The sequence below is a fragment of the Flectobacillus roseus genome (genome assembly GCF_030056595.1).
GTDB classification, from domain to species: Bacteria; Bacteroidota; Bacteroidia; order Cytophagales; family Spirosomataceae; genus Flectobacillus; species Flectobacillus roseus.
Genome location: NZ_JASHIF010000009.1, coordinates 32745 through 56732, shown reverse-complemented (window position 1 = coordinate 56732; position 23988 = coordinate 32745). Strand labels below are relative to the sequence as shown.

At 36.8% G+C, this 23988-nt stretch carries 18 protein-coding genes; 10 read left to right on the top strand and 8 right to left on the bottom strand.

The features are described from left to right. Positions 1 to 6: 6 nt before the first annotated feature. From QM524_RS11135 to QM524_RS11115, 5 genes are all read left to right on the top strand, one after another. Positions 7 to 2832, top strand: a complete 2826-nt coding sequence (locus QM524_RS11135; protein ID WP_283344643.1) for a T9SS type A sorting domain-containing protein — start codon at positions 7 to 9, stop codon at positions 2830 to 2832. 175 nt (positions 2833 to 3007) lie between these two features. Beyond that, positions 3008 to 3604, top strand: a complete 597-nt coding sequence (locus QM524_RS11130) for a peptide deformylase (protein WP_283344642.1) — start codon at positions 3008 to 3010, stop codon at positions 3602 to 3604. A gap of 30 nt (positions 3605 to 3634) precedes the next feature. Further along, positions 3635 to 4798 carry an exo-beta-N-acetylmuramidase NamZ family protein gene (locus QM524_RS11125; protein WP_283344641.1) on the top strand — a complete coding sequence of 388 codons (1164 nt, stop codon included), beginning with the start codon at positions 3635 to 3637 and terminating at the stop codon, positions 4796 to 4798. A 117-nt stretch (positions 4799 to 4915) separates the two neighbouring features. After that, on the top strand, positions 4916 to 6436 hold the full coding sequence (locus QM524_RS11120; protein ID WP_283344640.1) for an ATP-binding protein: 1521 nt from the start codon (positions 4916 to 4918) through the stop codon (positions 6434 to 6436). A 12-nt stretch (positions 6437 to 6448) separates the two neighbouring features. After that, the gene (locus tag QM524_RS11115) at positions 6449 to 7969 is read left to right on the top strand and encodes an ATP-binding protein (protein ID WP_283344639.1); all 1521 of its coding nucleotides are present in this window, start codon (positions 6449 to 6451) and stop codon (positions 7967 to 7969) included. Here the strand turns inward: QM524_RS11115 and QM524_RS11110 are convergent. The 6 genes from QM524_RS11110 to QM524_RS11085 all read right to left on the bottom strand — a co-directional run bounded on the left by QM524_RS11110 (position 7966) and on the right by QM524_RS11085 (position 14991). After that, entirely contained in the window at positions 7966 to 8547 is a 582-nt protein-coding gene (locus QM524_RS11110) for a hypothetical protein (protein ID WP_283344638.1), read from the bottom strand. The two genes, QM524_RS11115 and QM524_RS11110, sit on opposite strands and share 4 nt — an antisense overlap. Before the next feature lie 111 nt (positions 8548 to 8658). Next, positions 8659 to 9513 (bottom strand): SDR family oxidoreductase, encoded by an 855-nt coding sequence (locus QM524_RS11105; protein WP_283344637.1) that lies wholly within the window; start codon positions 9511 to 9513, stop codon positions 8659 to 8661. A 254-nt stretch (positions 9514 to 9767) separates the two neighbouring features. Then, positions 9768 to 10652, bottom strand: coding sequence for a helix-turn-helix domain-containing protein (locus tag QM524_RS11100; protein ID WP_283344636.1), 885 nt, complete (start codon positions 10650 to 10652; stop codon positions 9768 to 9770). A gap of 112 nt (positions 10653 to 10764) precedes the next feature. After that, complete coding sequence (locus QM524_RS11095) at positions 10765 to 13176, bottom strand: TonB-dependent receptor (protein WP_283344635.1); 2412 nt, start codon at positions 13174 to 13176, stop codon at positions 10765 to 10767. Positions 13177 to 13188: 12 nt separating this feature from the next. After that, positions 13189 to 14400: a PepSY-associated TM helix domain-containing protein gene (locus QM524_RS11090; protein WP_283344634.1), complete on the bottom strand. Its 1212-nt coding sequence runs from the start codon at positions 14398 to 14400 to the stop codon at positions 13189 to 13191. A 144-nt stretch (positions 14401 to 14544) separates the two neighbouring features. Next, the gene (locus QM524_RS11085) at positions 14545 to 14991 is read right to left on the bottom strand and encodes a hypothetical protein (protein ID WP_283344633.1); all 447 of its coding nucleotides are present in this window, start codon (positions 14989 to 14991) and stop codon (positions 14545 to 14547) included. Positions 14992 to 15193: 202 nt separating this feature from the next. On the opposite strand from QM524_RS11085, the gene QM524_RS11080 reads away from it, so the two are divergent. Both QM524_RS11080 and QM524_RS11075 read left to right on the top strand, forming a co-directional pair. Next, a complete protein-coding gene (locus QM524_RS11080) occupies positions 15194 to 15859 on the top strand; it encodes a CAP domain-containing protein (RefSeq protein ID WP_283344632.1) in 666 nt (221 codons plus the stop codon). A gap of 510 nt (positions 15860 to 16369) precedes the next feature. After that, complete coding sequence (locus QM524_RS11075) at positions 16370 to 17800, top strand: MBL fold metallo-hydrolase RNA specificity domain-containing protein (protein WP_283344631.1); 1431 nt, start codon at positions 16370 to 16372, stop codon at positions 17798 to 17800. A 372-nt stretch (positions 17801 to 18172) separates the two neighbouring features. On the opposite strand, the gene QM524_RS11070 is transcribed toward QM524_RS11075, so the two are convergent. Beyond that, positions 18173 to 18997 (bottom strand): glycine-rich domain-containing protein, encoded by an 825-nt coding sequence (locus QM524_RS11070; protein ID WP_283344630.1) that lies wholly within the window; start codon positions 18995 to 18997, stop codon positions 18173 to 18175. 289 nt (positions 18998 to 19286) lie between these two features. Beyond that, positions 19287 to 20603 (bottom strand): gluconate:H+ symporter, encoded by a 1317-nt coding sequence (locus QM524_RS11065; protein WP_283344629.1) that lies wholly within the window; start codon positions 20601 to 20603, stop codon positions 19287 to 19289. A 469-nt stretch (positions 20604 to 21072) separates the two neighbouring features. On the opposite strand from QM524_RS11065, the gene QM524_RS11060 reads away from it, so the two are divergent. The 3 genes from QM524_RS11060 to QM524_RS11050 all read left to right on the top strand — a co-directional run bounded on the left by QM524_RS11060 (position 21073) and on the right by QM524_RS11050 (position 23943). After that, a complete protein-coding gene (locus QM524_RS11060) occupies positions 21073 to 22026 on the top strand; it encodes an acetyl-CoA carboxylase carboxyltransferase subunit alpha (RefSeq protein ID WP_095162808.1) in 954 nt (317 codons plus the stop codon). 119 nt (positions 22027 to 22145) lie between these two features. After that, entirely contained in the window at positions 22146 to 22766 is a 621-nt protein-coding gene (locus tag QM524_RS11055; RefSeq protein WP_283344628.1) for an HAD family hydrolase, read from the top strand. Further along, positions 22756 to 23943 carry a site-2 protease family protein gene (locus QM524_RS11050; RefSeq protein WP_283344627.1) on the top strand — a complete coding sequence of 396 codons (1188 nt, stop codon included), beginning with the start codon at positions 22756 to 22758 and terminating at the stop codon, positions 23941 to 23943. Before QM524_RS11055 ends, QM524_RS11050 begins: the two co-directional genes overlap by 11 nt. Positions 23944 to 23988: the final 45 nt, after the last annotated feature.

Here is a 23988-nt window from a genome sequence, read left to right as displayed (position 1 = left end):
ATAATTATGACCAATTTTTATTCATTTCCAAAATTACTTGGGTTGGTTTGTTCAATACTCTTGCTTTCAAATAGTACATTTTCTCAAAAAATTGATAATATTATTTTTAGGGATTTACCGCAAGAATCTCAACTATTTCCACGTGATGCCAATAATTTAGCCAATATTCCTATTGCAGGGACTATTGTGCAAAATGGATACTCGTATGTCTCTGTAAGCTTTTCAAGAGAGGGTAAACCATTTACTTATGCAAAAGGAGTCATCAGCTATCCGACAAACTCATCCACAGGGAGTTTTACGATTCCTAATATCTATATAAAGGCAGAACCTGCTGAATATGAATGTAATATCTATTTGGTGAAAGGGAGTGATTCAACTTTGCTTGTTACCCGTAAGCACCTAGTGGCAGGTGATTTTTATGTGGTCAATGGGCAATCCAATGCATATGCTTTTAATATTGGTAATGAGCCTTATTATGAGTCTAATCCATATATTCGAACATTTGGTATCAACATGGGTAAGGACTCTGATACTTTGTGGACTAGTCCAAGCCCACAAGTAGGAGCTTGGGCATTGGCACTGCAAAAATATATTATTCAAAATACAGGAATACCAACTTGCGTAATCAACGGGGCAGTACCAGGGACGAGTATAGCTTTACATTTTAGAGACAATCAGAATCCAACTAATTTAGGTACAATTTATGGCTCATTATTGTATCGGATTCAGAAAGCTAAAGCCACAAATTACATCCGTGCATTTATCTGGGCTCAAGGTGAGAATGATACTTTTGAGCACTCTACTACTTACCCCGATGATTTTAGAAAATTGTATCAATCTTGGCAAATAGATTTTCCAAAAGTAGAGCAATATATTGTTTTCCAAAATAATGTTTTACCATTGCCAACCCTAACTGGAGCTAGTATTCGTAATTTTCAGAGAATGACTCCTAGTCTGTTTAGTAAAACCGAGGTTTTTTCTCAAATCGGAATAGAAACAATCGATGGTATTCACCATTCTAATCAAGGGTATTTTCGCATAGCTTCAGAGTTGTATAAAATTTTAGCGCCTAAGTTTTATGGTTCTCAAGATGACCCCAATAATCACTCTCCAAATGTTAAACGGGCTTATTTTACCAATAGCCAACATACTGCTATCGCATTGGAATTTCCTGTTGGAACTACAATGATTGCTGTTCCAGACACTATTATAAAAAGCCCAGCAACAGGTAATACGGTGACTTTGGGCATAAAAGATTATATTTACTTTGATAATGATGAAACAAAAGTTTCAACCATTTCGGACATTTCTTATCAAGGGAATAAAGTAATTTTAACGTTTACGAAGCCTATTTCCTACACTAAAATAGACTACCTCCCAGCTCGTTATTATACGAATGATTTCCAGAAATTTATGGGGCCGTGTTTACGCTCCAAAAATTATGTAAATGCGTGTTCTTTTTATGATCTTGCAATAGACCATGAAAATACTGCACCAATTACAAACCCGACTCTTGGTGCTCAAGTTTTATATTACAACCAAGGCAAACTATATTGGAATCAGGTAGATAGGGCTATCTCTACTGTATTGGAAGTAGAACAGGCTGATGGTTATCATGTAATAACGACTCTGGATGCTTCTGTAACTGTTTGGAATTTATCTAATCTTTTACCCAATACAGTTTATAAATATAGAATAAAAGCGATTTCGGCAACAGCTACATCAGACTATGTATATGTCACCTTAACTACCCCAGCAATGCTAGTAACACCTAAGCTTGAAGGTTCACAAGTGGCGATTAATCAAAATAGAGTAACTTGGAATGATATTTTGGGAACCTCAAAATATGTGTTAGAAAGAGCGACTGGACTTGGTGTATTTGAAAAGGTTGGAGAATTTGCTTCCAACGTAACCTCTTATGTAGATGGTGGAATTAAACTGGGTAATTCTTATACATATCGCCTCAAAGCTTATGGCGTTTTAACCGAATCTGAAGCAGCCATAGTAGCTATTATAGTAAAAAATGAATTAAGTGTTCCCACAATTTCCCTCACCTCTGTGTATTCCTCTGCCAATGGCGTTTCTGTTGTGTCTCTAAGCTGGAAGTCGATTACTGGTGCTACCAATTATAGTTTGGAGAGAAAACAATCAGATAAAGCTTCTCAAATCATTACAAATTTAGATAATTCACAAACGAGCTACAAAGAACAAAATTTACTTCCTGCTACCACCTATGTCTACCGTATAAAGGCGGTAGGTGTATTGACAGAATCAAAATATGATTCTATAATTGTGTTAACTCCGAATGTATTAGCGACTCCGAACTTGACTGTAGATGAAAATTTAGGAAATAAAACCCTATCGATTCGTTGGAATGCGATTGCTGGGGCGACTTCATATCAATTAACTCGAACTATAGCTGGTTCAACAGAGAGTTTGAAAGCTAATGTTAGCGCTACCTCAATGATAGATTCAGCTTTTGTTCAAAAAGCTAATTATACCTATACTGTACAAGCCTTTGGTATTAATACCGAATCTGCCATTGCGACGAAAACATTTGTAACGTCTTTAATTTTAGCGAATGAGCCTCTGGCTGTGGAGTCACTGGTTTACCCGAATCCATGTAGCGAGTTTATGTCGATACGACTACCATATGTCACTTCGGGAAAGGTAGAAATTATAGATATTCAAGGAAGCATACTGAAAACTCTTGATTTTAAGAATCAAGAGTTACTAGAACTTTCAGTCCAAAATCTACCTGCTGGTATGTATATTACTAGGGTTCAAACCACTAAAGCAAATTGGGTTACAAAGATGAAGGTTGTTCATTAATTGACTTTAGTATAAAAACTTGCATCAAAAGCCGAATTGGAAATTATTATTCCGATTCGGCTTTATTTTTATTGGAGCTGTGAAAAGTTTTTGATTATGAGGTAGTTAATCAATACAATGTTATCTTGCGAAAATATGATAATACCCAAATACTACTTTACTCAAAACCTACTTTATGATTCAGCCCATTTATGTTTATGACCAGCAGATACTAGAGCAACCATGTCCTGATGTACCTCATAACTCGCCAATACTTACTAATTTGATAATTGACTTGTGGGATACCATGCGTAATGCCCAAGGATGTGGACTTTCGGCGCCACAAATAGGAGTATCCTACAGTGTTTTTATCATCGACAGCAAAAGTGTTTTTCAGTCTATAGGTACGGCGTTTAGACATAAATATTATGAGCCTGATGATAAAGGAATTACTGAAACTTTTATCAATGCAAAACTGCTTCAAACTTCTAGTGAGATTTGGACTGCAAAGGAGGGATGCTTGAGTTTACCCAGTTTGGTTCGTGATGTGAGTCGTCCTTGGAAAATAAAGATTAGTTATTTGAACCAAAATCTTGAAAAACAAGAGTGCGAGTTTACTGGACTAACTGCTCGTATGATTCTTCACGAACTTGATCATATCAATGGGGTATTGTTGTTAGCCCATCTCTTACCATTTTCACAGAAAATGCTTTATTTTAAATTGAAATCAATCAAAAACGGGAAAGTGAAAGTGACTTACCCCACTATGAAAAAACAAAAATTAGTAGCATAATTCTGTGGCTAAAATTTTGTGTGAACAGTTATGAAATCAACGATACAATTTGGTGTAGATCATTTAATGACAAATTTTGACCCTTTAAAATTTGGAAAAATTGGGTTAGTGACAAATGATGCGGCATTCACCTCATCAGGAAAACGCTCTCGAATAGCACTCTTAGAAGCTGGGTTTGAGATTACAAAACTATTTTCTCCAGAGCACGGCATCTCTGCCAAAGGCGCTGATGGTGCCTTTATGCCCAATGGAACAGATTTATCTACAGATTTACCGATTGTAAGTTTATATGGTGAAAAATTAGCACCTTCAACAGCAGATTTAGATGAAATTGATACAGTACTCTTCGATGTTCCAGATATTGGCTTACGATATTATACCTATCTCTGGACTTTATCTTACGTATTAGAGGAATGTTCCAGAAATCAAAAACGCCTAGTAATTTTAGATAGACCCAATCCACTTTCGGGAGTTATTGAGGGACCAATGCTTGATGAAGAACGTTGTTCGTCGTTTATTGGTAGATGGGATATTCCTGTTCGACACGGCTGTACCTTGGGAGAATTGGCTAAATTGTTTAATTCAGAAAAACAACTAAAGGTAGATTTGCAAATTATTCCTTGTCTTAATTGGCAAAAGAATATGTTTTTTAGTGATTGGAATCTCGATTTTCAACCAACTTCACCAGCAATACTGTCTTGGGAATGTATGCTTGCTTATCCCGTTACTGCTTATTTGGAAGCCACCAATTTAAGTGATGGAAGAGGTTCTGATACTCCATTTGCCCAAATTGGAGCTCCGTGGCTTATTGATATTAATTTGACAAGATTTTTGGAAATAACAACAGCCATTGAAGTTGAGCCTTGTCAATTTATTCCTGAGGAGGGTAAATTTCGAGGCGAACTTTGTTTGGGCATAAAGCTTAAGGTGACAAATCCATCTCTTTATCATCCTACGCTAGCAGGATTATGTTTGATAAAAACGATAAGGGAACAATACCCCAAATATTTTGCTTGGAAACCATATCCAACAAGAGCCAATCCCGCGGGTACTCGTCATCTGGACTTATTATTGGGTGTTTTTGAGGCAGAAAAGCTGTTTGATTTACCTTGGGATGCATTTCTTTCTAGCGTACTTGATTTGACGAATACTAATAAATGGCAGGAAAGAGTTAAACCGCATTTACTTTACTAAACAGGAGATGGTTTATTGAAATCTTATCAAAAACTTCGGTTTTAAAAGGTTTGTACTAACGTCAGAGTTAAAGAGTCCAAGTAAAAATGTAGTTTTGCATATAGAAAAGAAAAGGACATGATACAAAAATATCCAGTAGGAATTCAAGATTTTGGAGAGCTACGTACAGGAGGGTATTTGTACGTAGATAAGACCGAATATGTTTATCGCTTAGCGACTGAAGGGAAGTATTACTTTCTATCTCGTCCCCGTCGATTTGGCAAGTCGCTGCTTATAAGCACATTGGAGAGTTTATTTTTGTCGAAGAGAGAACTCTTCGAAGGATTATACATTGAAGATAAATGGGATTGGACTCAGTGTTATCCCATTATTCGTATTTCATTTAGCAATATTGGCCATAAAGAAAAAGGGCTTTACCAAGCTATTGACGACCAATTAGATAAAATTGCTGAGAGTCATGCAATAGTACTTACAGAAAGTGTAATCAGTGGAAAGTTTAAAGAATTAATAGAGCAGCTATCGGTCTCTAGAGGTAAGGTTGTGGTTTTAATTGACGAGTATGATAAACCGATTATTGATTATTTAGGAGATGAAACAGCCAAAGCTATTGAGAATAGAGATGTGATGAAAATCTTTTATTCAATATTGAAAGATGCAGATCCTCATTTGAAGTTAGTTTTTATCACTGGAGTATCGAAGTTTTCGCGGGTCAGTATCTTTTCGGATTTGAATAATCTAAATGATATAACAACGGATTATCGGTTTGCTGGAAGTTGTGGTATCACTGAGGATGAATTAGAGATTAATTTTGTTGAAGAGTTGAAGGAATTTGACCGCAAAACAATTAAAGAATGGTATAATGGCTATTCTTGGGATATTGGCGTAAGTGTTTACAATCCTTTTTCTTTATTGAATTTTTTTACAAAGCGAAAGTTTCAAAACTTTTGGTTTGAGACTGGTACGCCTACATTTTTGATAAAATTAGCAGAAAAGGGTCAGCTGTATAATTTTGAAGAGATAGAAGTTGGAGGGAATGCCTTGAGTTCCTATGATATCCAAAAGCTAGAGATTATTCCGTTGATGTTTCAGACAGGCTATTTGACGATGAAGTCTTATAGCGAAATGAGTGATGTATATGTATTAGGTTATCCTAATAAAGAAGTTCGTAAGTCATACATCGAAGTGCTGATGTCTTCTTACAGTCATAGCGATTTAGGATTTGGGGTAGTTTATGTCGATAAAATTCGACAATATTTAGAGAAAGGAGAGATCGAAAGAGTCGAGTCAATCTTAAATACAATCTTCAAATCTTTACCTTATGAGCTTTGGCAGGGAGAGAATGAGCACTTTTACCATGCGATTATTCATTTAACGTTTACCCTTTTGGGAGTTTATGTACAGTCCGAAGTACAGACATCCGATGGTCGTATGGATGCCCTTATCCGATTGAAAGATTATGTTTATTGTATAGAGTTCAAGTTAGATGAGTCAGCTACTAAAGCAATAGAACAGATAAAGGCGAAGGGATATTTAACTCCTTTTGCTTATGAGGGTAAGAAATTGATTGCCATAGGAATAAACTTTTCCCGAGAAAAGAAAAAGGTAGAAGAGTTGAAATGGGAGGAGGTAAATTTTTAAGAAACAACAATCATGATACAAAAATATCCAGTAGGAATTCAAGATTTTGGAGAGCTACGTACAGGAGGGTATTTGTACGTAGATAAGACCGAATATGTTTATCGCTTAGCGACTGAAGGGAAGTATTACTTTCTATCTCGTCCCCGTCGATTTGGCAAGTCGCTGCTTATAAGCACTTTGGAGAGTTTATTTTTGTCGAAGAGAGAACTCTTCGAAGGGTTATACATTGAAGATAAATGGGATTGGACTCAGCGTTATCCCATCATTCGTATTTCATTTAGCAATATCGGCCATAAAGAAAAAGGGCTTTACCAAGCTATTGACGACCAATTAGATAAAATTGCTGAGAGTTATGCAATAGTACTTACAGAAAGTGTAATTAGTGGAAAGTTTAAAGAATTGATAGAGCAGCTATCGGCCTCTAGAGGTAAGGTTGTGGTTTTAATTGACGAGTACGATAAACCGATTATTGATTATTTAGGAGATGAAACAGCCAAAGCTATTGAGAATAGAGATGTGATGAAAATCTTTTATTCAATATTGAAAGATGCAGATCCTCATTTGAAGTTAGTTTTTATCACTGGAGTATCGAAGTTTTCGCGTGTAAGTATCTTTTCGGATTTGAATAATCTGACAGATATAACAATGAGTCAGCATTTCTCAGGAAGTTGTGGTATATCCGAACAAGAACTAGAATCTTGTTTTGAAGAGGAGTTAAAAGTGTATGATAAAGATCGGATTAAAGAGTGGTATAATGGATATTCTTGGGATTTATCAACGAGTGTTTACAACCCTTTTTCGTTAATGCACTTTTTCAGAGAGGGGCGTTTTCAAAACTTTTGGTTTGAAACTGGTACGCCTACATTTTTGATAAAATTAGCAGAAAAGGGTCAGCTGTATGATTTTGAAGAGATAGAAATTGGAGGCAATGCCTTGAGTTCTTACGATATCCAAAAGCTAGAGATTATTCCTTTGATGTTTCAGACAGGCTATTTGACGATGAAGTCTTGTAGCGAAATGAGTGATGTATATGTTCTAGGTTATCCCAATAAAGAAGTTCGTAAGTCATATATCGAAGTGCTGATGTCCTCTTACAGTCATAGCGATTTAGGATTTGGGGTAGTTTATGTCGATAAAATTCGACAATATTTAGAGAAAGGAGAGATAGAAAGAGTCGAAGGAATCTTAAATACAATCTTCAAATCTTTACCTTATGAGCTTTGGCAGGGAGAGAATGAGCACTTTTACCATGCGATTATTCATTTAACGTTTACCCTTTTGGGAGTTTATGTACAGTCCGAAGTACAGACATCCGATGGTCGTATGGATGCCCTTATCCGATTGAAAGATTATGTTTATTGTATAGAGTTCAAGTTAGATGAGTCAGCTACTAAAGCAATAGAACAGATAAAGGCGAAGGGATATTTAACTCCTTTTGCTTACGAGGGTAAGAAATTGATTGCCATAGGAATAAACTTTTCCCGAGAAAAGAAAAAGGTAGAAGAGTTGAAATGGGAGGAGGTAAATTTTTAACACGGAAACCACCATTGAAGCATGTAAAGTTTATTCTTTTTAAAGAAAAGTAATACTTTCCCATCAGAGCTATGATTTGGAGTTTCCTCAAGAGCTATACATTTCATAACGCCGTTTTCAGGGGTGTTAAATTTTTTTAGTTTAGAAAAAGCATGAGGGAATATTTTGGAGACGACTTCTAGGGTAGTGTTCTTTGAGAGGCGTTGTTGTTTGAATATGATGTAATTTCCCTGTGTAAATTTAAACTCATTGACTATAACCTTATTTTTCGATACTTCAAATTTGATGCCTTTATTGAAGTAAAATTCACTATTTGGATCATCTTCAAAGTTAGACGTGCAAGCTTCTTCTGTTGTTACGCGTATTCTTCTTTCTGGCTTTTTGTAGATTCTTTTATAATCCGATAAACTCAAAGCTCTATGATGTTGACCATTGAGCATGATGTCTTTTTCTGACATTGCTTCAACAGAATTTGAAGTGGTAACTTGGATAGAGGTTTTTTGAAGGCCTTTTGTTGTGTAGCCTGTCATGAGCATTACCGACAATAGTGTTGTAAAAGTATTTTTGAAATAACTCATCTGTGTAGGGTTTAATTAAAATTGAATAGGTTTCTTTTACTTCTCTGATTAAATTACAAAAGGTACAAGCCTAACGAGACTTGTACCTTTTTATTATTCATTTTAAAGATGTTATGACAAACTTAACAATGTCTCTTTCACTGTCTCAGCCAAAGAAGTAGTTGGGCGACCGATTAAGGCTGATAACGTTTTAGAGTCATCAAACAAATCTCCTTTCGAGGCACTTACATCCCAACTAGCAATCGCTTGAGCAAAAAACTCAGGTAAGCCAAAGCTTGTCAAAATCTTGGCATATTCAGCCTCTGGAAGGTTTGCGTAAGGAATCGCTTTGCCAGTTTGTGCCGAAATTTCAGCAGCTAATTCTGTCAAAGTATATGATGTATCGCCAGCCAATTCGTACACTTTTCCGTCATGACCTTCGGTTGCTAATACGGTTGCTGCTGCTTCTGCAAAATCGATACGTGCAGCAGAAGCGATTTTGCCATCTCCTGCACTACCAATCAATGCTCCTCCTGCCAAAGCTCCACCGATTGAACCTGTGTAGTTTTCAGTGTACCAACCGTTGCGAAGAATCGTATAAATTAAGCCTGATTCTTTCAAGTTTTTTTCTGTGGCAACGTGTTCAACCGCCAAGCTCAAGGTTGAAGTATCTGCATGTAATAAGCTCGTATAAACAATTTTTTTCACGCCCGCTTCTTTGGCTGAAGCTATTACATTGGCATGTTGTACCTCCCGTTGTCCAACTTCGCTACCCGAAATTAACAGAAGTGTATCAATACCTTTTAATGCTTCTACCTGTGTGGCTTTGTTGCTGTAATCAAATGCTTTTGCTTCTACGCCCAAATCGCTTGCTTTTTCAGGTGTACGAACCAATACTACGATATTTTCTGAAGCTACTTTTTGTTTCAAACTTTCTACTACCAATTTCCCTAATTGTCCTGTAGCCGCTGTAATTCCGATTTTCATTTTTTTATCTGTTTAAAGTTTTAGAAAAGCAGTTGAACTGAGCTTTTATCTTCAAATCAACCGCCGATTTGATATGACAAAGCTAGCGCTATTCTGTTTTACCATAATTATCAAAATAGGCGTATAAAGTGTAAAAATCGGAAAGTTGGAAATTAGAAGAAATAGAAAGTTTGATGGGTTTTGTTTTATAAAAGATGAATATTCGCGTAAAATAAAAGGGAAGTTGTTTGGTATAGTAATGTTAAAACAAGAATTTATACAAAAGCCTTATCACATACGCCTCTGAAGGATTCGGGAGTATTTTGAACATATTTTTTGAAAAACTTATAAAAATTAGTGGTCTCCTCAAAACCAGCTTGATAGGCAATTTCTTTGATAGACAAGTTTGGATTTGTCAGTAGGCGTTTGATTTGCAAAATTACAATCTCATCTATAAACTGTTTGGCAGATTTATGAAGGATAGTTTGGGTAATATTATTGATGGTTTTGGTACTAAGATTCATTTTTTCTGCATAATCTTCCACTTTCTTTGTCTCCAAGCAATGGGCTTCGACCAAGGCTTGGAGTTTGACAAACTCAGGTAAATATTTACGTTTTTGTAATTGTAGAGCCGATAGTGATTTTTGACGTAGTAATTTATTAAGGAAAATATGTAACAAAGAACCGATGATAGGAAGGGCATACTCGTCTTGTAGACTATTATATTCTTGCTCGATTTCAGAAATTAAAGGAACAAAAAGCTCAAATTGTTTAGAATCCAACTCCGTTAGAGGAGCCGTAATCAATTCATTAAATAGTTGCAAGCATTTAGTCGCCTCAGATTTTTCGAAAAACTGAATGAAAAAATCCTCCGTAAACACAAACAAATACCCCTTACTTTCAGAATAATGATAACGATGAATTTGATCTTTTCGAATGGTTAAAATCGTGCCTTTTTGATAGGAGTAATCCACAAAATCAATGGTATGCTTCCCCGAACCCGAAGTGCAAATCAGAATGGTGTAGAAATTATTCTTCTGGTAATTCCGTAATGTATCACTCAAATCTGCTCTTTGGAGCAAATTCTCTAACAACAATAAGTCAAACTGGCTAGCATTGCGACGGTTATCGTATTTGATAAGTTGGATGTTTTGTTTCATGGTTTTAAAAATGACTTAATCTTGCTCAATAACCTAAATTTACCTTAATTGATTTCAAGATACTGCATAAAACCAAAACAAAAGTCCCACTCAGAGGAGTGGGACTGATATATTAAAAACTAAAACTAACATTTGCCATTAATCTTCTTGGCATTTGTGGCTCGATGGTGGTCCAGCCGCTGAAGTATTGTTTATTGGTAAGGTTGTCGAGTTTTAATCCTAAACGCATTTTTGAAATACTATAAAACACTGAAGCGTTCAGCACTGTATAACTTGGTAGGGTAAACACACCCGTCACCGAACTATTGGTAATAAGGTTTTCGCTTGCGTAATTTCCTCCCAAGCCAAATCCTAAGCCTTTGGCTTTACCTTGAAGAAGTGTGTAGCTAGCCCAAAAGTTAGCTAAATCCGCAGGACCTGCACTTACTGGACGACGGTTGAGTAAACTTTCGGCAACTTTTGTTTGCTTGCTATCATTATGCGAATATCCGAAAATGAGGTTCAATCCTGCAATCGGGTTAGCAATCAAGTCAAATTCGATACCGTTACTAATCTGTGTTCCGTCTTGAACGGTGATGTTATAGGTTTTTCCATCACTAACTACTACGTCTGCACGAGTCATGTTGTTGACAGTAATGTCGTAATAACTAGCAGTAAAATTGATTCTGTTTTGCCATAAATCTACTTTGATACCTCCTTCAAATTGGTTGGCCTGTTGAGGCTTGAAGGTTCCGCTAATATCAGCCAATGGTTGGGTCACAGGCGCTACGTTTCTAAAACCATTCATATAATTTCCAAATACAGAAACTTTATCTTTGATTACTTGATAAACAACTCCTAGTTTTGGCGAAAAGGCATCTTGGTTATAATTTCCTGAGGTTACTCCAGTCGCAAAGTTGGTAGTGCCAACGGTTTCGAAGTGGTCATAACGCAAGCTTGCCATTACCATCAATTGCTCGGTAAGATTGAACACATCCGAGGCGTAAATCCCATAGGTATTGCTTACGGCCTTGGTTTTGGTTGGTGCACTGTTGGTTGCAATTTTGGCATCTACGGCTTGTTTGGTCAACAAAGGATAGCGAGGGTCGTTGCTTTTACTGCTATTTACTTGGTCAAACAAAATATAGGCTGTATTGTAATTGAGCGCTACTTGTTGCAAATAGTCAAACCCAAACAGGAATCTATTTCTGATTTTTCCGATGTTAAAATCACCAATAAAATTCTGCTGTAAATTGGTTGTGGTAACTGTCGAGGTCAAGTCAGCGATGTATCTGCTTACCAAGGTGTCGTTATTCGCTTGCAAATACATGATGTACGAATAATACCCGTCTGATTCTCTTACACTTTTGGCAATATTGGTCTGAGAAGTCCATTTGTCAGAAATTTTATAATTCGCCTGACCGAAGATATTTAGTGTGTTGTTGGTAATGGTAATATCATTGCTTGTGTATGAGCGGTTGTAGTCAAATTGTAGTTCACTAGGGTTGGTTACAATGAGTTTTCGAGAACGATTCAGGAAAATCATCAAAGGATTTGTTCCTGTTTGAGTCATATACTCTGCCGTAATATTGACATTCAACTTGTCATTTACTTTATAGCTAAAACTAGGAGCTACAAAAGTACTTTTTCTAAATCCAGCATCCTGAAAACTTCCTTGATATTGATGTGAACCATTCACACGCATCAAGAGCTTATTTTCTTTATCGAGTGGCGTATTGACATCCAAACTTAGTCTACTCAAGTCATATCCACCAATCGAATACGATACCTCTCCTCCAAAAGTTTCGTAAGGCTTTTTGGTTACAATATTCAACAGTCCACCAAATGAAATTAAGCTACTGCCAAAAAGCGTTCCCGATGGTCCTTTAATACTTTCGATACTTTCGATATTAGCTGGGTCAATACCACCGTTGGTTTGTCCTGCTACACCATTTACCATGGTTGGCTGTACTGCAAATCCGCGCATAGAAAAGTATCCAGCACCATCGCCACCACGCCCTGTTGCCGACCATAGACGATTTACTCCTGGGGCATTTTTCAAGGCATCATCAAAGCTTACAATCATTTGTTCTTTCAAAAGCTCTTTACCGATGCTGTTGTAAACTTGTGGATTCTCCAAGTTTTTCAGTGGCATTCTGGCAATGTAATCTGTCTCTTTTTGAGCAAATTTATTCACACCTCCCGACACAATAACCTCATCTAATTGCTCAGCGCTCTCTTTTAGAGTAAAATTCAGTTTCAAAAATTGACCAGCTTTAAGGTCAATTTTTTGCTCCTGTGTTTCCAACCCAATCAAGCTTAATCTCAAGGTATATTTCCCAGGTTTTATACGCTCAATACTATACGTACCGTTGGCATCTGTCAAAGTACCACGGTTGATTTCAATGAGTTGTACACTTACATACGCTGCTGGCTTTCCGTCAGAAGTTTTGACATTTCCACTGAGTTTTGCTCGCTCATTTTGGGCAAAACACTGCCCAAGGCTTAGGATTCCTAAGACCAAAAAATTTAAAATTACTTTCATTGTTTTATAAAATTAGTGAGTGACAGTTTCTGTCAAAATTTGCTTTTTGCTTGATGTTACGTTTTTCTTTTTGCGACGACCCCACCAAATCAGGAATCCGCTTACGGGTAAACTAGCAGAGATAAGACTCACCACAAAGGCCAGTATCTTGGACCATATCCCAAAAATTGACCCTACATGGACATCATAGTTGGCTGCGATAGCTTTTTCTCCAAGATTTTTGTCTTGATGTTTGTGTACATACAGGAGTTTACCAGAGTTTTCGTCGAATATAAGATTATGATTTTTATGGTAAGAGTAGGATAATTCTTTCACAAAAACCGATAAACTTTCATGTTTATGGTCGTCTAAATGTTCTTGACCCAAGTCGATACGATACCCGTAAGCATGAGGAAAGCGTTGTTCAACTTGTTGTGAAATTCTGTCGATAGTTTGCGCACTTCTTTGCTCAATCGGTGCCGAAGTTTTGTAATTTGAGAAGTCTGGGTACTTGGTTTGACCTCCTGAAAACGTAAAATAAATTAAGGCTTTTACTGCGAAAAAGGAGTAAAAAATGCCCGTCATTGCAATAATTAAGGCAAAAAAGGAAGCGTAAAATCCTAGGACATTGTGTAAATCATAATTTTTGCGACGCCAGTTTTTAACATTTTTCCAAGAAAACCAAAAGCGCTGTTTGGCAGCTGATTTGTTTTTAGGCCACCACAAAATAATGCCTGAAATCAAAGAAACGATGAAAATAAGCACTGGAATACCGACGATATATTTGCCCCAATCATTTCTGAGTAGTAAACTCCAGTGAATGAATTTTACGATATTAAAAAAGCCATTTTTCTCATCAAAAACCGCCAATACTTTTCCCGTAAATGGGTTGACGTAAGCAGTTTTGTAGATCACCAATCTGTCGAAATAATGCCAACCTTTTTTATTGGACTCATGATAGACAAATTTATAGCTCTGCGCTTTATTCAGTGGAATTTCGACCCAATGCAAAGGATACTTTTCATGCGTTTGTTGATTCACCAAAGCTTCCATTTTTCGGATTGGAAGAGTATGCTTATGACTAATATTAGGCTCTTTGTGATAAATATACCCTTTTCTGATGATGCCTTGTATTTCCTCTTTAAATACATACATTGCTCCTGTGATGCTTACAATAAACACAATAATTCCTGTGCTTAAGCCAAGCCAAAGATGAAGTTTGCCAATAGTTTTTTTGAAAGACATGATAGATTTAGCTCAAAATAATTGTGTTTATTTAGACTTGTTAAAAATAATAGCACAAAGTAAAGGTGCTAATTTTTAAAAAGCAACAGTTATTTAGAATTATTATAAATAAAAAAGTGCAATCTAAACGTATTAGGATAAATTTTAGAATTGTCTGACTTCTTCCTTGATTTTAACCCATTCTCCTTGTTTTTTTTGATAGGTGAATATAAACCACTTTCCGACAGAGTGTACAGTTAATTCAATATGGGCATTGTTTTCTGCTATTTTGAATGAATCAACTGAGATATAAAATTTTGGATGAAGCCAATCACTTTTCCAACTACCTAATTGTGTAGAATCCTTGAGAGCTATGCCAATTCTTTGATTTTGAAACAATATATTTTGAGCCGACTTTTTATCAACAATAGTATCTAAAACCAAAATTGGAGGAGTATTATGGAAAGTAAAAGAAAGCTCTTCTCGAAATGCTTCATCATTGAGTGATTGATTTAAAATGTTGATTTTATCATCACTTTGGTGCCCTTTGGAACAACTCCAAAGAAATATAATTATCAGGCTTGTGATTGACTTTAATATTACCGTGTTCATATCCAGTAGCTTTTCATAATGATAAACTTACTTGTTTTTACTCAAATTTGAATTTCTGAGTAGTGAGTCTATAAGTTTTTCTGAATAAATCCGTTTTGAAAGAAGCGGTTCTTGAAGTTTAAATGCATAAAAGATAGATAAGAGCTAATGATTAATGCATTAATATTTTTGTCTCAATACTTTCAATTTACGACATAGACAAATGATAAGCCTTCTCTCATTTTTCCTAACTCACTTTTTATTTACGGAACCAACGCAGTATTACCAACTATCTGCTGAGGCTTTTAGTAAATTGCCTCAAATACAAATGCCGATCAATCCTGTTGCGCCAGACTATGAACTGTTGGATGCTGCGATTTTTCATCAGACTAATTTGATGCGGAAAAAATATGGTTTACCTGCATTCAAACTAGGAGAGGGGCTTTATCGTGCTGCCCGAAATCATTCGGAGGCAATGATTAATAAAGATTTTTATGACCATCAAAATCCGTACAATAAAAGTCTTCGAAATTTGGATGACCGAGTAGAACAATTTGATAGGCGCTACTTTGAATTAGCCGAAAATATTGCCGAAATTGATTTGATAGATACTCCAAATGATTTTTGCCCAGAAAGGATGTCTAATGGCGAATATCGTTATATGGACTGTCGTACACATCGACCTTACAAAATGATGTCCTATTGGACATTTGCTGAAGAAGCACTTCGTTTGTGGATGGATTCTAAACCTCACCGACGTAATATTTTACATCCTGAAATGCGTCTTATTGGATGTGCTGTCCAAATCTGTAAACGTCCTTACGCTACCGAAGAAGGACCTTTTGCTAGACTCACCCAAGATTTTGCTTCAGAACCCTTACCCGAATAAAAACTTTAAGTAGTGTCAAACTATGCGGGTATTTCTTGTGTTATCCAAAAATAGACTTAAGTTGCAGGAAGTTGTGCTATCTTTTGAAAAAGTGACCAAAAAATGCCTGTTTTTAGGTATCTTTGTCAGATAGCACCAATAAAAATACAGTTTCTCTGCATATTGGCAAAGCCCGCTTTCCCATAAATTACGAATAAAAGGTTCTTCATTGTCAATGTTTTTTGACAGAATAATCGAGAGGTATTTGGTGGTTGGATTCGAAGAACCAAATGTTTGATAAGTCCATCTGTCTCATCCTCTGTTTATTGTGATTATTGATTCGTAGCTTTTTGGGTTATTTATAGAGAATTGTATCAAAATAAGTAAACCACTGGTGCGAGATAAAAATGACTTTTGGCAAAATTAAAATGTATTTGTGCAGGGGATAAAAAAGTATTTGCCCAATAAGGAAAAAGTCATTTTGTTATATCTCAAAATTGATTTGATATACGAAGACAGAAATATAGACCAATGAAATTAACATTTTGGGGTGCTTCGAGACAAGTAACAGGTAGTATGTACCTGCTTGAACTCGAAGACGATTACAAGATTCTGATTGATTGTGGTACGGACATGGAGCGTGAATTAGATTTTACGCAACCCGTTACTGGATATCAACCTTTCTTCCCCTTCGAAGCTGCTCAGGTCAATTTGGTTCTGTTAACTCACGCACATATCGACCATTCGGGTAACATACCCATGTTATACCGTGAAGGTTATGAAGGACAAGTGCTATGTACGCCTCCTACGGCCGAATTAGCGGAGATTCTTTTGTATGATGCAGCGAGTTTGAACTACAAAAAACTGAAGCAAGCGGAAGGAGATAGCAAGAAGAAAAAGAAAAAAATGGACCGCTTGATGGTAAAGGGTGACCTTTATCTACAGAAGGATGTCGAGGATACGATGAGTAATTTTGTTACTCTTCAATTTAATCGTCGATTTAAGGTAAAAGATGGTGTGTGGGTAACTTTTGTTCCTGCTGGGCACCTTTTGGGTGCAGCCCACGTTATAGTCGAAGCATTTGACAAAGGTGAAAAGAAAAGTATTTGCTTCTCAGGAGATATCGGAAGAGAAAATTATCCTCTTTTGGTTGATCCCGCAAAGGAGTTGCCACAAACAGATTATGTAGTTTGTGAGACCACCTATGGCGCACGTTTGCATGAGGATAAGGTAATTCCTGAGGATGCACTGGCCAAGGTTATTCAACGAGCTTGTATCGATTTGCCAGGCCGTTTGATTATTCCAGCCTTTTCTGTAGGTCGTACGCAAGCTTTGCTGTATACCCTCAATAAGCTTTATACCGAACGTGGATTCAAGCCTATTAAGGTATTTAGTGATTCACCTTTGGCGTATGCTAGTACGAAAATTTACCAGAAAAACGTACGCCAGTTGAATAAAGCAGCACAGGAGTTTTATGAAGAAAACGACGGTTTGTTTGACTTTGAAAACTTGCAGTATATTCAATCTGAAAAAGCGAGTAGAGCTATCTCGAATTATACCGAGCCTTGTATTATTATCTCTGCTTCTGGTATGGTGTCTGGTGGGCGTGTTGAACAGCATATTGCTGCCAATATCAATAATGTGTATTGTACCATTTTATTAGTTGGTTTTGCTTCTGAAGGTACTCTAGGCTGGAAGTTGATGCACGGACAAAAAACACTTCGTATCAAAGACGTGGAATTGCCTGTATTGGCAACAGTCGAGAAAATCGACGTGTTTAGTGGACATGGCGACCAAAATGACTTGTTGAAATTTGTAAGTAAACATAAACCAGAGCGTGTAAAGAAAGTATTCTTGGTTCACGGTGAGGAAGAAAGTATGGTTATTTTCAAAGAGCTTCTTGAAGGAAAAGGCTACGCCAATGTCGAAATGCCAGAGAAGGGACAATCATACGAATTATAGGTTTTGTGCTTTAGGGACAAGGCAACAGGCACAAGGCAAAGAGTGTTAAAATGTTTTTAACGACCTTGGACATGCATTTTTCCCATAGCCCACCGCCGAAAGCCGATACCTGAAAGCTTAAAGCACAATCTTAAACTTTATTTTGCGTACTAACTTAACTATAGCATAGTTTTATATCAAAAAAGGCGTTCGAAAAACTAACTTCGAACGCCTTTTTTGATACTATATTTCAAATAATATCTCTTTAGACGCAAAGAGTTATATCTCTAATTGTAAAATTTTATTAAAAATAATCACTCATCCACTCAATCCCTACTCGCTAAATTGAGGATGATTTTTCAGATTTCAGATGGTTAATAAAAAATATAGAGGCTAACTACCGCATCCGCTGCATCCACCACTACAACCACTACATCCGCTACCACAGCCACTGCACCCGTGCCCACCACCGTCACCACTATGTCCACCATCACCTGCATGTCCAGCGTCGCCACCATCAGAAAAAAAAGTAGCTCCACATCCTGAGTCTACTTTCGCTCTTTCATCATGATTTGTGTTTGAGCCTTGTTGTGAGGCTAAAACAATAGCTACTAGTATTCCTATGATACCCGAAATTACCCAAAAGATACCAGAACCGGATGCACGAACAAATAAGAACAAACAACCAACTATGAAGAATGAAATAAGGACAGGTTTTATCGAATTGAAGAAGGTGTTTTTTTGAATCAACCAGTAGTTATTGGTATCTAATCGTTGGAATTGTTGTTTTCCAAATCGTTCTTGGTGTGGTCGCCAGATATTTTGAGGAGGAAGGGTGTCGAAGATTTCTTGATAAAATTTTAGGCTTTTACTGTAGTAGTCATCAAACTTATGGGCTTCTTTATTGCCACCTTCGGTAGGATTATGGTGTATGTGTTTTTGTAGCGTATTTTGACAGAAATCTATCCAATAGGATTGTGTATAGGTCAGGTGTAAATGCCAAGCTTGGTCAACTTCATCGGATGGGGTAATAGGAGTGGGACTAATACAACAGAGAAAGATAAATTTCTTATATTCTTGAATCACTTTTAAAGAATATTGGTGTGTCCAACCATTTTCTCTAGCTAGTCTTTTCGAAAAGGGAAAAGATACATTTGGAACATCCAGTTCAAACTGTTGAATGCGGTTCCATAAGTCAAGGTTTTGTTGAGGAATCATACAAATAGAGGTTTTATTTCTATATAAAATATATAGACTATATTCCATATTTGCAAGTGTTTTAATCAATTTTTGTGTAGGATAACTGATTACTGCACAAATTTGAAGTTACTAGTTCAAGACTTAGTCTTGGACTCATTTTTTTAACAGTTTAAAACTGTTTTTTAAAAATGCGTGAAAAAGTCGATACACCTGAATCAGGCTTTCTCGTTTTATCCAGTAATCAGAAAAAAGCTGTAATAAAAGTCTACAGACAGATTACCACAGCTTTTTAAGGTTAGATTTTTTACTAGACAATCGAATTAAGAACTAAAACACCCATTAAACCCATTACACCTACAATAGTTTCCATCACCGACCATGTTTTGAAGGTATCCTTGATAGTCAGGCCGAAATATTCTTTGAACATCCAGAAACCTGTATCGTTTACATGTGAGCACATCAAGCTACCTGCTCCAATTGATAATACCATTAATTCAGGGTTTACATGGGTGGTAGCCATCAAAGGTTGAATAATACCTGCTGCAGTCAAACCAGCTATTGTGGCTGAACCCAATGCTATTCGGATAATGGTGGCGATTAACCAGCCCAATACCAATGGGGATAAGGTAGAATCTTGAAAAGCTTTTGCTATATCTGTTCCGATGCCACTATCAGTTAATACCTGTTTGAATGCGCCACCTGCTGCAATAATCATAATAATCATTGATGCAGAACTAATAGCACCTCCTGTTTTTTCCATTAAATACTCCATTGTTTTTCCACGACGAATACCCAAGAATATCAACGCAAATGTTACTGCTATCAGCATCGAAATACTTGGGTCACCCAAGAACTTTAAATAGTGATGTAGCGCAGAGTTAGTGTCCATCGTTAACTCACTCGCTGTAGCCATGCCCATAAGCACTACAGGAATTAAGGCTGTTAGGATACTTAAACCAAAACCAGGCATTTCTTCCTCTTTGAATTGTTTGGTTTCGAATAGACCTTTTGGAGGATTAGAAGAGATATTTTTGATAAATTCTGGAAAAACCAAGCCCGCAACAATTAAGGTTGGAATTGCCACAGTAAGTCCATAAATCAAAGTTTTACCAATGTCTGCTTTAAATAACACCGCAATGGTTGTAGGACCAGGGTGAGGAGGTAAAAATCCATGCGTTACCGACAAGGCCGAAGCCATGGCGATACCCACATAAATCATCGGCTGACCAGTATTGAGAGCCACTGAGAAAACCATGGGTATCAATATCACGAAGCCTGCATTATAAAACATGGCAATACCCACTACAAATCCAGTAATTAATACGGCTAGTTTTACTCTCGATGCCCCAAAATACTGAATAAGAACTTGACTGATTCGCTGTGCTGCGCCACTTTCTGAGAGTAAGCTCCCTAGCATTACGCCAAGTCCAAGAATCAGAATGAGCGACCCAAGCGTGCTACCTATTCCTTTTTGGATGGATGCCAAAATATCTGCAAGGGGCATCTGTTTGGCAATACCCACTAAAATTGCTGAGAAAATTAGAGAAAGAAAGGCATTGAGTTTTCCGAAGGTTATGAGGATTAGAAGTAATAGAATACTTAATACTAAGATTAAAATTGACATGTTTGAAGGGTTTTATGTATTTACTGGGATAGTATGCCAAAAATAACATAAGTAGCGTATTTTCTCTAAAAAATAGAACTTTTTTAATAGGGTCTTAGACGAATAACGCTAAGAGTACAAAAAAACGAGCTTTGAGGAAAAAGCGTGGATTCATATCATTTTAGAATTGTATAAAAACTAGAGAAAAAAGCGGTTGTTTCATGAAATTATCCTAAATTGCCCAAGAGATTTATTGAAAAAATAAAATCAAATCAGAAAAATACATTTCATAATTAGACAGGTAACTGCTTCATTATGAGGTATTAATGTAGTTTGAGTTAGATTGGTCACTTGAAAAATATGATTATTTCGTGTTGCGAAAGGTCTTTTTGACTAACTTTGAGGGCTAAAAATCTTCCTAACGTAAGGATTGTTATTACTTAATCTATGCTCAAGCAAAACTTGGGTATGCGATAAATTCAACAACAAAATGCGAACTCTCTTGGATTTTGAAAAACCGATAGCCGAATTAGAAGCCAAATTGGCAGAAATGAAAAAATTGGCGATTGATAATAATGTAGATGTATCGACAGCTGCGGCTCAATTGGAAGCTAGCATTGAAGAACTCAAAAAAGAAACTTTCTCAAACTTGACACGCTGGCAAAGAGTTCAGCTGTCTCGTCACCCAGAACGTCCATATACACTCGACTACATCGAGCACATGTGTGATGAATTTATCGAGTTATTTGGTGATCGTACCGTAGCAGATGATAAAGCAATGGTGGGTGGTTTTGGTAGAATTGGTGACGAAACTTTTATGATTATTGGTCAACAAAAAGGTCGTAATACCAAGCAACGTCAGCTTCGTAACTTTGGTATGCCAAACCCAGAAGGATACCGCAAAGCGTTGCGTTTGATGAAAATGGCTGAAAAATTCAATAAGCCAATCGTTACTTTGATTGACACTCCAGGGGCTTTCCCAGGTCTTGAAGCAGAGGAGCGTGGACAAGGTGAAGCAATTGCACGCAACATTCGCGATATGTTCATGTTGAAAGTACCAGTTATCTGTATTATCATCGGTGAAGGTGCTTCAGGTGGTGCGCTAGGTATTGCGATTGGTGACAGAGTTTTGATGCTTGAAAATGCTTGGTATTCAGTAATTTCTCCAGAAAACTGTTCTACCATCCTTTGGAGAACATGGAATTTCAAAGAGCAAGCAGCAGAAGCATTGAAATTAACAGCCGAAGATATGAAAGGCAACAAGTTGGTAGACGGTATCATTCCAGAACCACTAGGCGGTGCTCACTTAGATTTTGAGCAAGCAACTCAAACTGTGAAAAACGTAATTCTTGAAACCTACAAAGAGCTATCTCAACTGACACCAGAAGAGAGAATCGACCAAAGAATTGAGAAGTTCTCAGCGATGGGCGTGGTAACAGAATAATCAGTAAGTAAAAATGCAACTAAAATAAGCATATTAATAAGAGGTAAAACGATGAAATTACAGCGTTTACCTCTTATTTTTTTGTCTACAAAACTTCGAATCAACCGTTTATTTATTTTATGAAAAACATCATTTTTGATTTAGGAAATGTCGTAATCGATATCAATCTGAACGAAACTTATAAAGAGTTAGCAAAGCTATCAAAGGATTTTTCTTGGGAGGACGGAGAGAGATTATTGAAGGAAAAACAAATTTGGGCTAACTACGAAAAAGGACATTATTCAGATGCTGAATTTAGAGATTTGTTACGTCAAGAACTGAATATCACAGCCTCTGATGAGGAAATCGATCGTGCTTTTAATGCACTGTTATTAGATATTGATCCTAAGAGAATAGCCTTGATTAAACAATTAGGACAGAAGTATAATACCTATGTTTTGTCTAATACTAGCAATATTCATATTATCGAAGTAAATAAAATTTTGGAGCGTTGTACTGGCGAAAAACGTCTTGAGGATATATTTACCAAATTGTTTCTTTCGTATGAGATGGGCAAAGCCAAACCTCACACCGATATTTATGAAGCTGTTTTGAAGGAAGCAGGTTTGAATCCCGCCGAAACATTATTCCTCGACGATATGTTGCCTAACTTGGAAGGAGCTGCGAAAGTTGGTATCCAAGTAAAACAGATTATTCCCAATGAATTTACGATTTTAGATATGTTTGCAAATGAAGAATAAAACTTTAGCGATTCAGTTGGTGCTGTTTGTAGTGACAGTTATAACTACAACATTGGCAGGAGCGGAGGCAATGACAGGGCGCTTTTTCTTCTTTTTACCTGAAAAGGATATACTCAAATTTCCACGAGATTTTTGGCAAGGATTTGAGTTTTCGATTCCTTTTTTAGCAATCTTGACCTGTCATGAATTTGGTCATTTTTTTATGGCAAGGTATTATAAAATCCGAACGACACTCCCATATTATATTCCAATGTGGCTAAGTGCATTGGCTATGAGTATCGGAACGCTTGGCGCAGTGATTCGTATTCTTGACAGAACACGTACTCGTAAACAATATTTCGACATTGGTATTGCAGGACCATTGGCAGGTTTTGTGGTTGGTTTTGGTGTGCTGTGGTATGGATTTACACATTTGCCAGCACTTGAGTATATCTACAAAATTCATCCTGAGTATATTAAATATGGGGCTAATTATGCTCATGAAATGTCCAAAAATGCCAATTTGCTCAATGGGCAAATGACCTTAGGAGACAATTTACTGATGCTTTTTTTCAAAAACTATGTAGCGGATTCTGCTTTATTACCACCTAATTTTGAGTTATCGCATTATCCACTGCTTTGGGCTGGTTATCTATCTTTGTTTTTTACTGCGCTAAATTTATTCCCAATTGGACAACTAGACGGTGGACATATTTTGTATGGTCTTATTGGCAAAAAGAAATTTAATGCCATTGCGCCGATCATCTTTGTAGGATTTTTGTTTTATGCAGGCATTGGAATGTATACGATTGACGAAATTAAGTCAATTGGCTTTGAAGGAAGCGCCTATAGCTCCGACTTAGATTTTTTCCTGTGGTTGGGTATTTATATCTTTTTCTTGAAAACCTGTCTTTCCCGAATATCTCCGAATCCACTAACTCCTTGGGTAATCAGTTTGAGTATGGTAGTTGTTCAATTGGTAATGAGTGCAACGCCTGTGGTTAAGGATTTTCAGGGTTTCTCAGGATTTTTCCCATTTGCTTTTTTACTCGGAAGATTTTTAGGAATCTATCATCCAGATGTAGAGGAGGATTCGCCACTCGATACCAAGCGTAAAGTTTTAGGATGGATTTCTTTGGGGATATTCATACTTTGCTTTACACCTCATCCTTTTATGTTGATTGATATTAGTAAGTAAACATAGGGGATAAGGCACAAAGGCACAAAGTGTTTGTTTGAATCG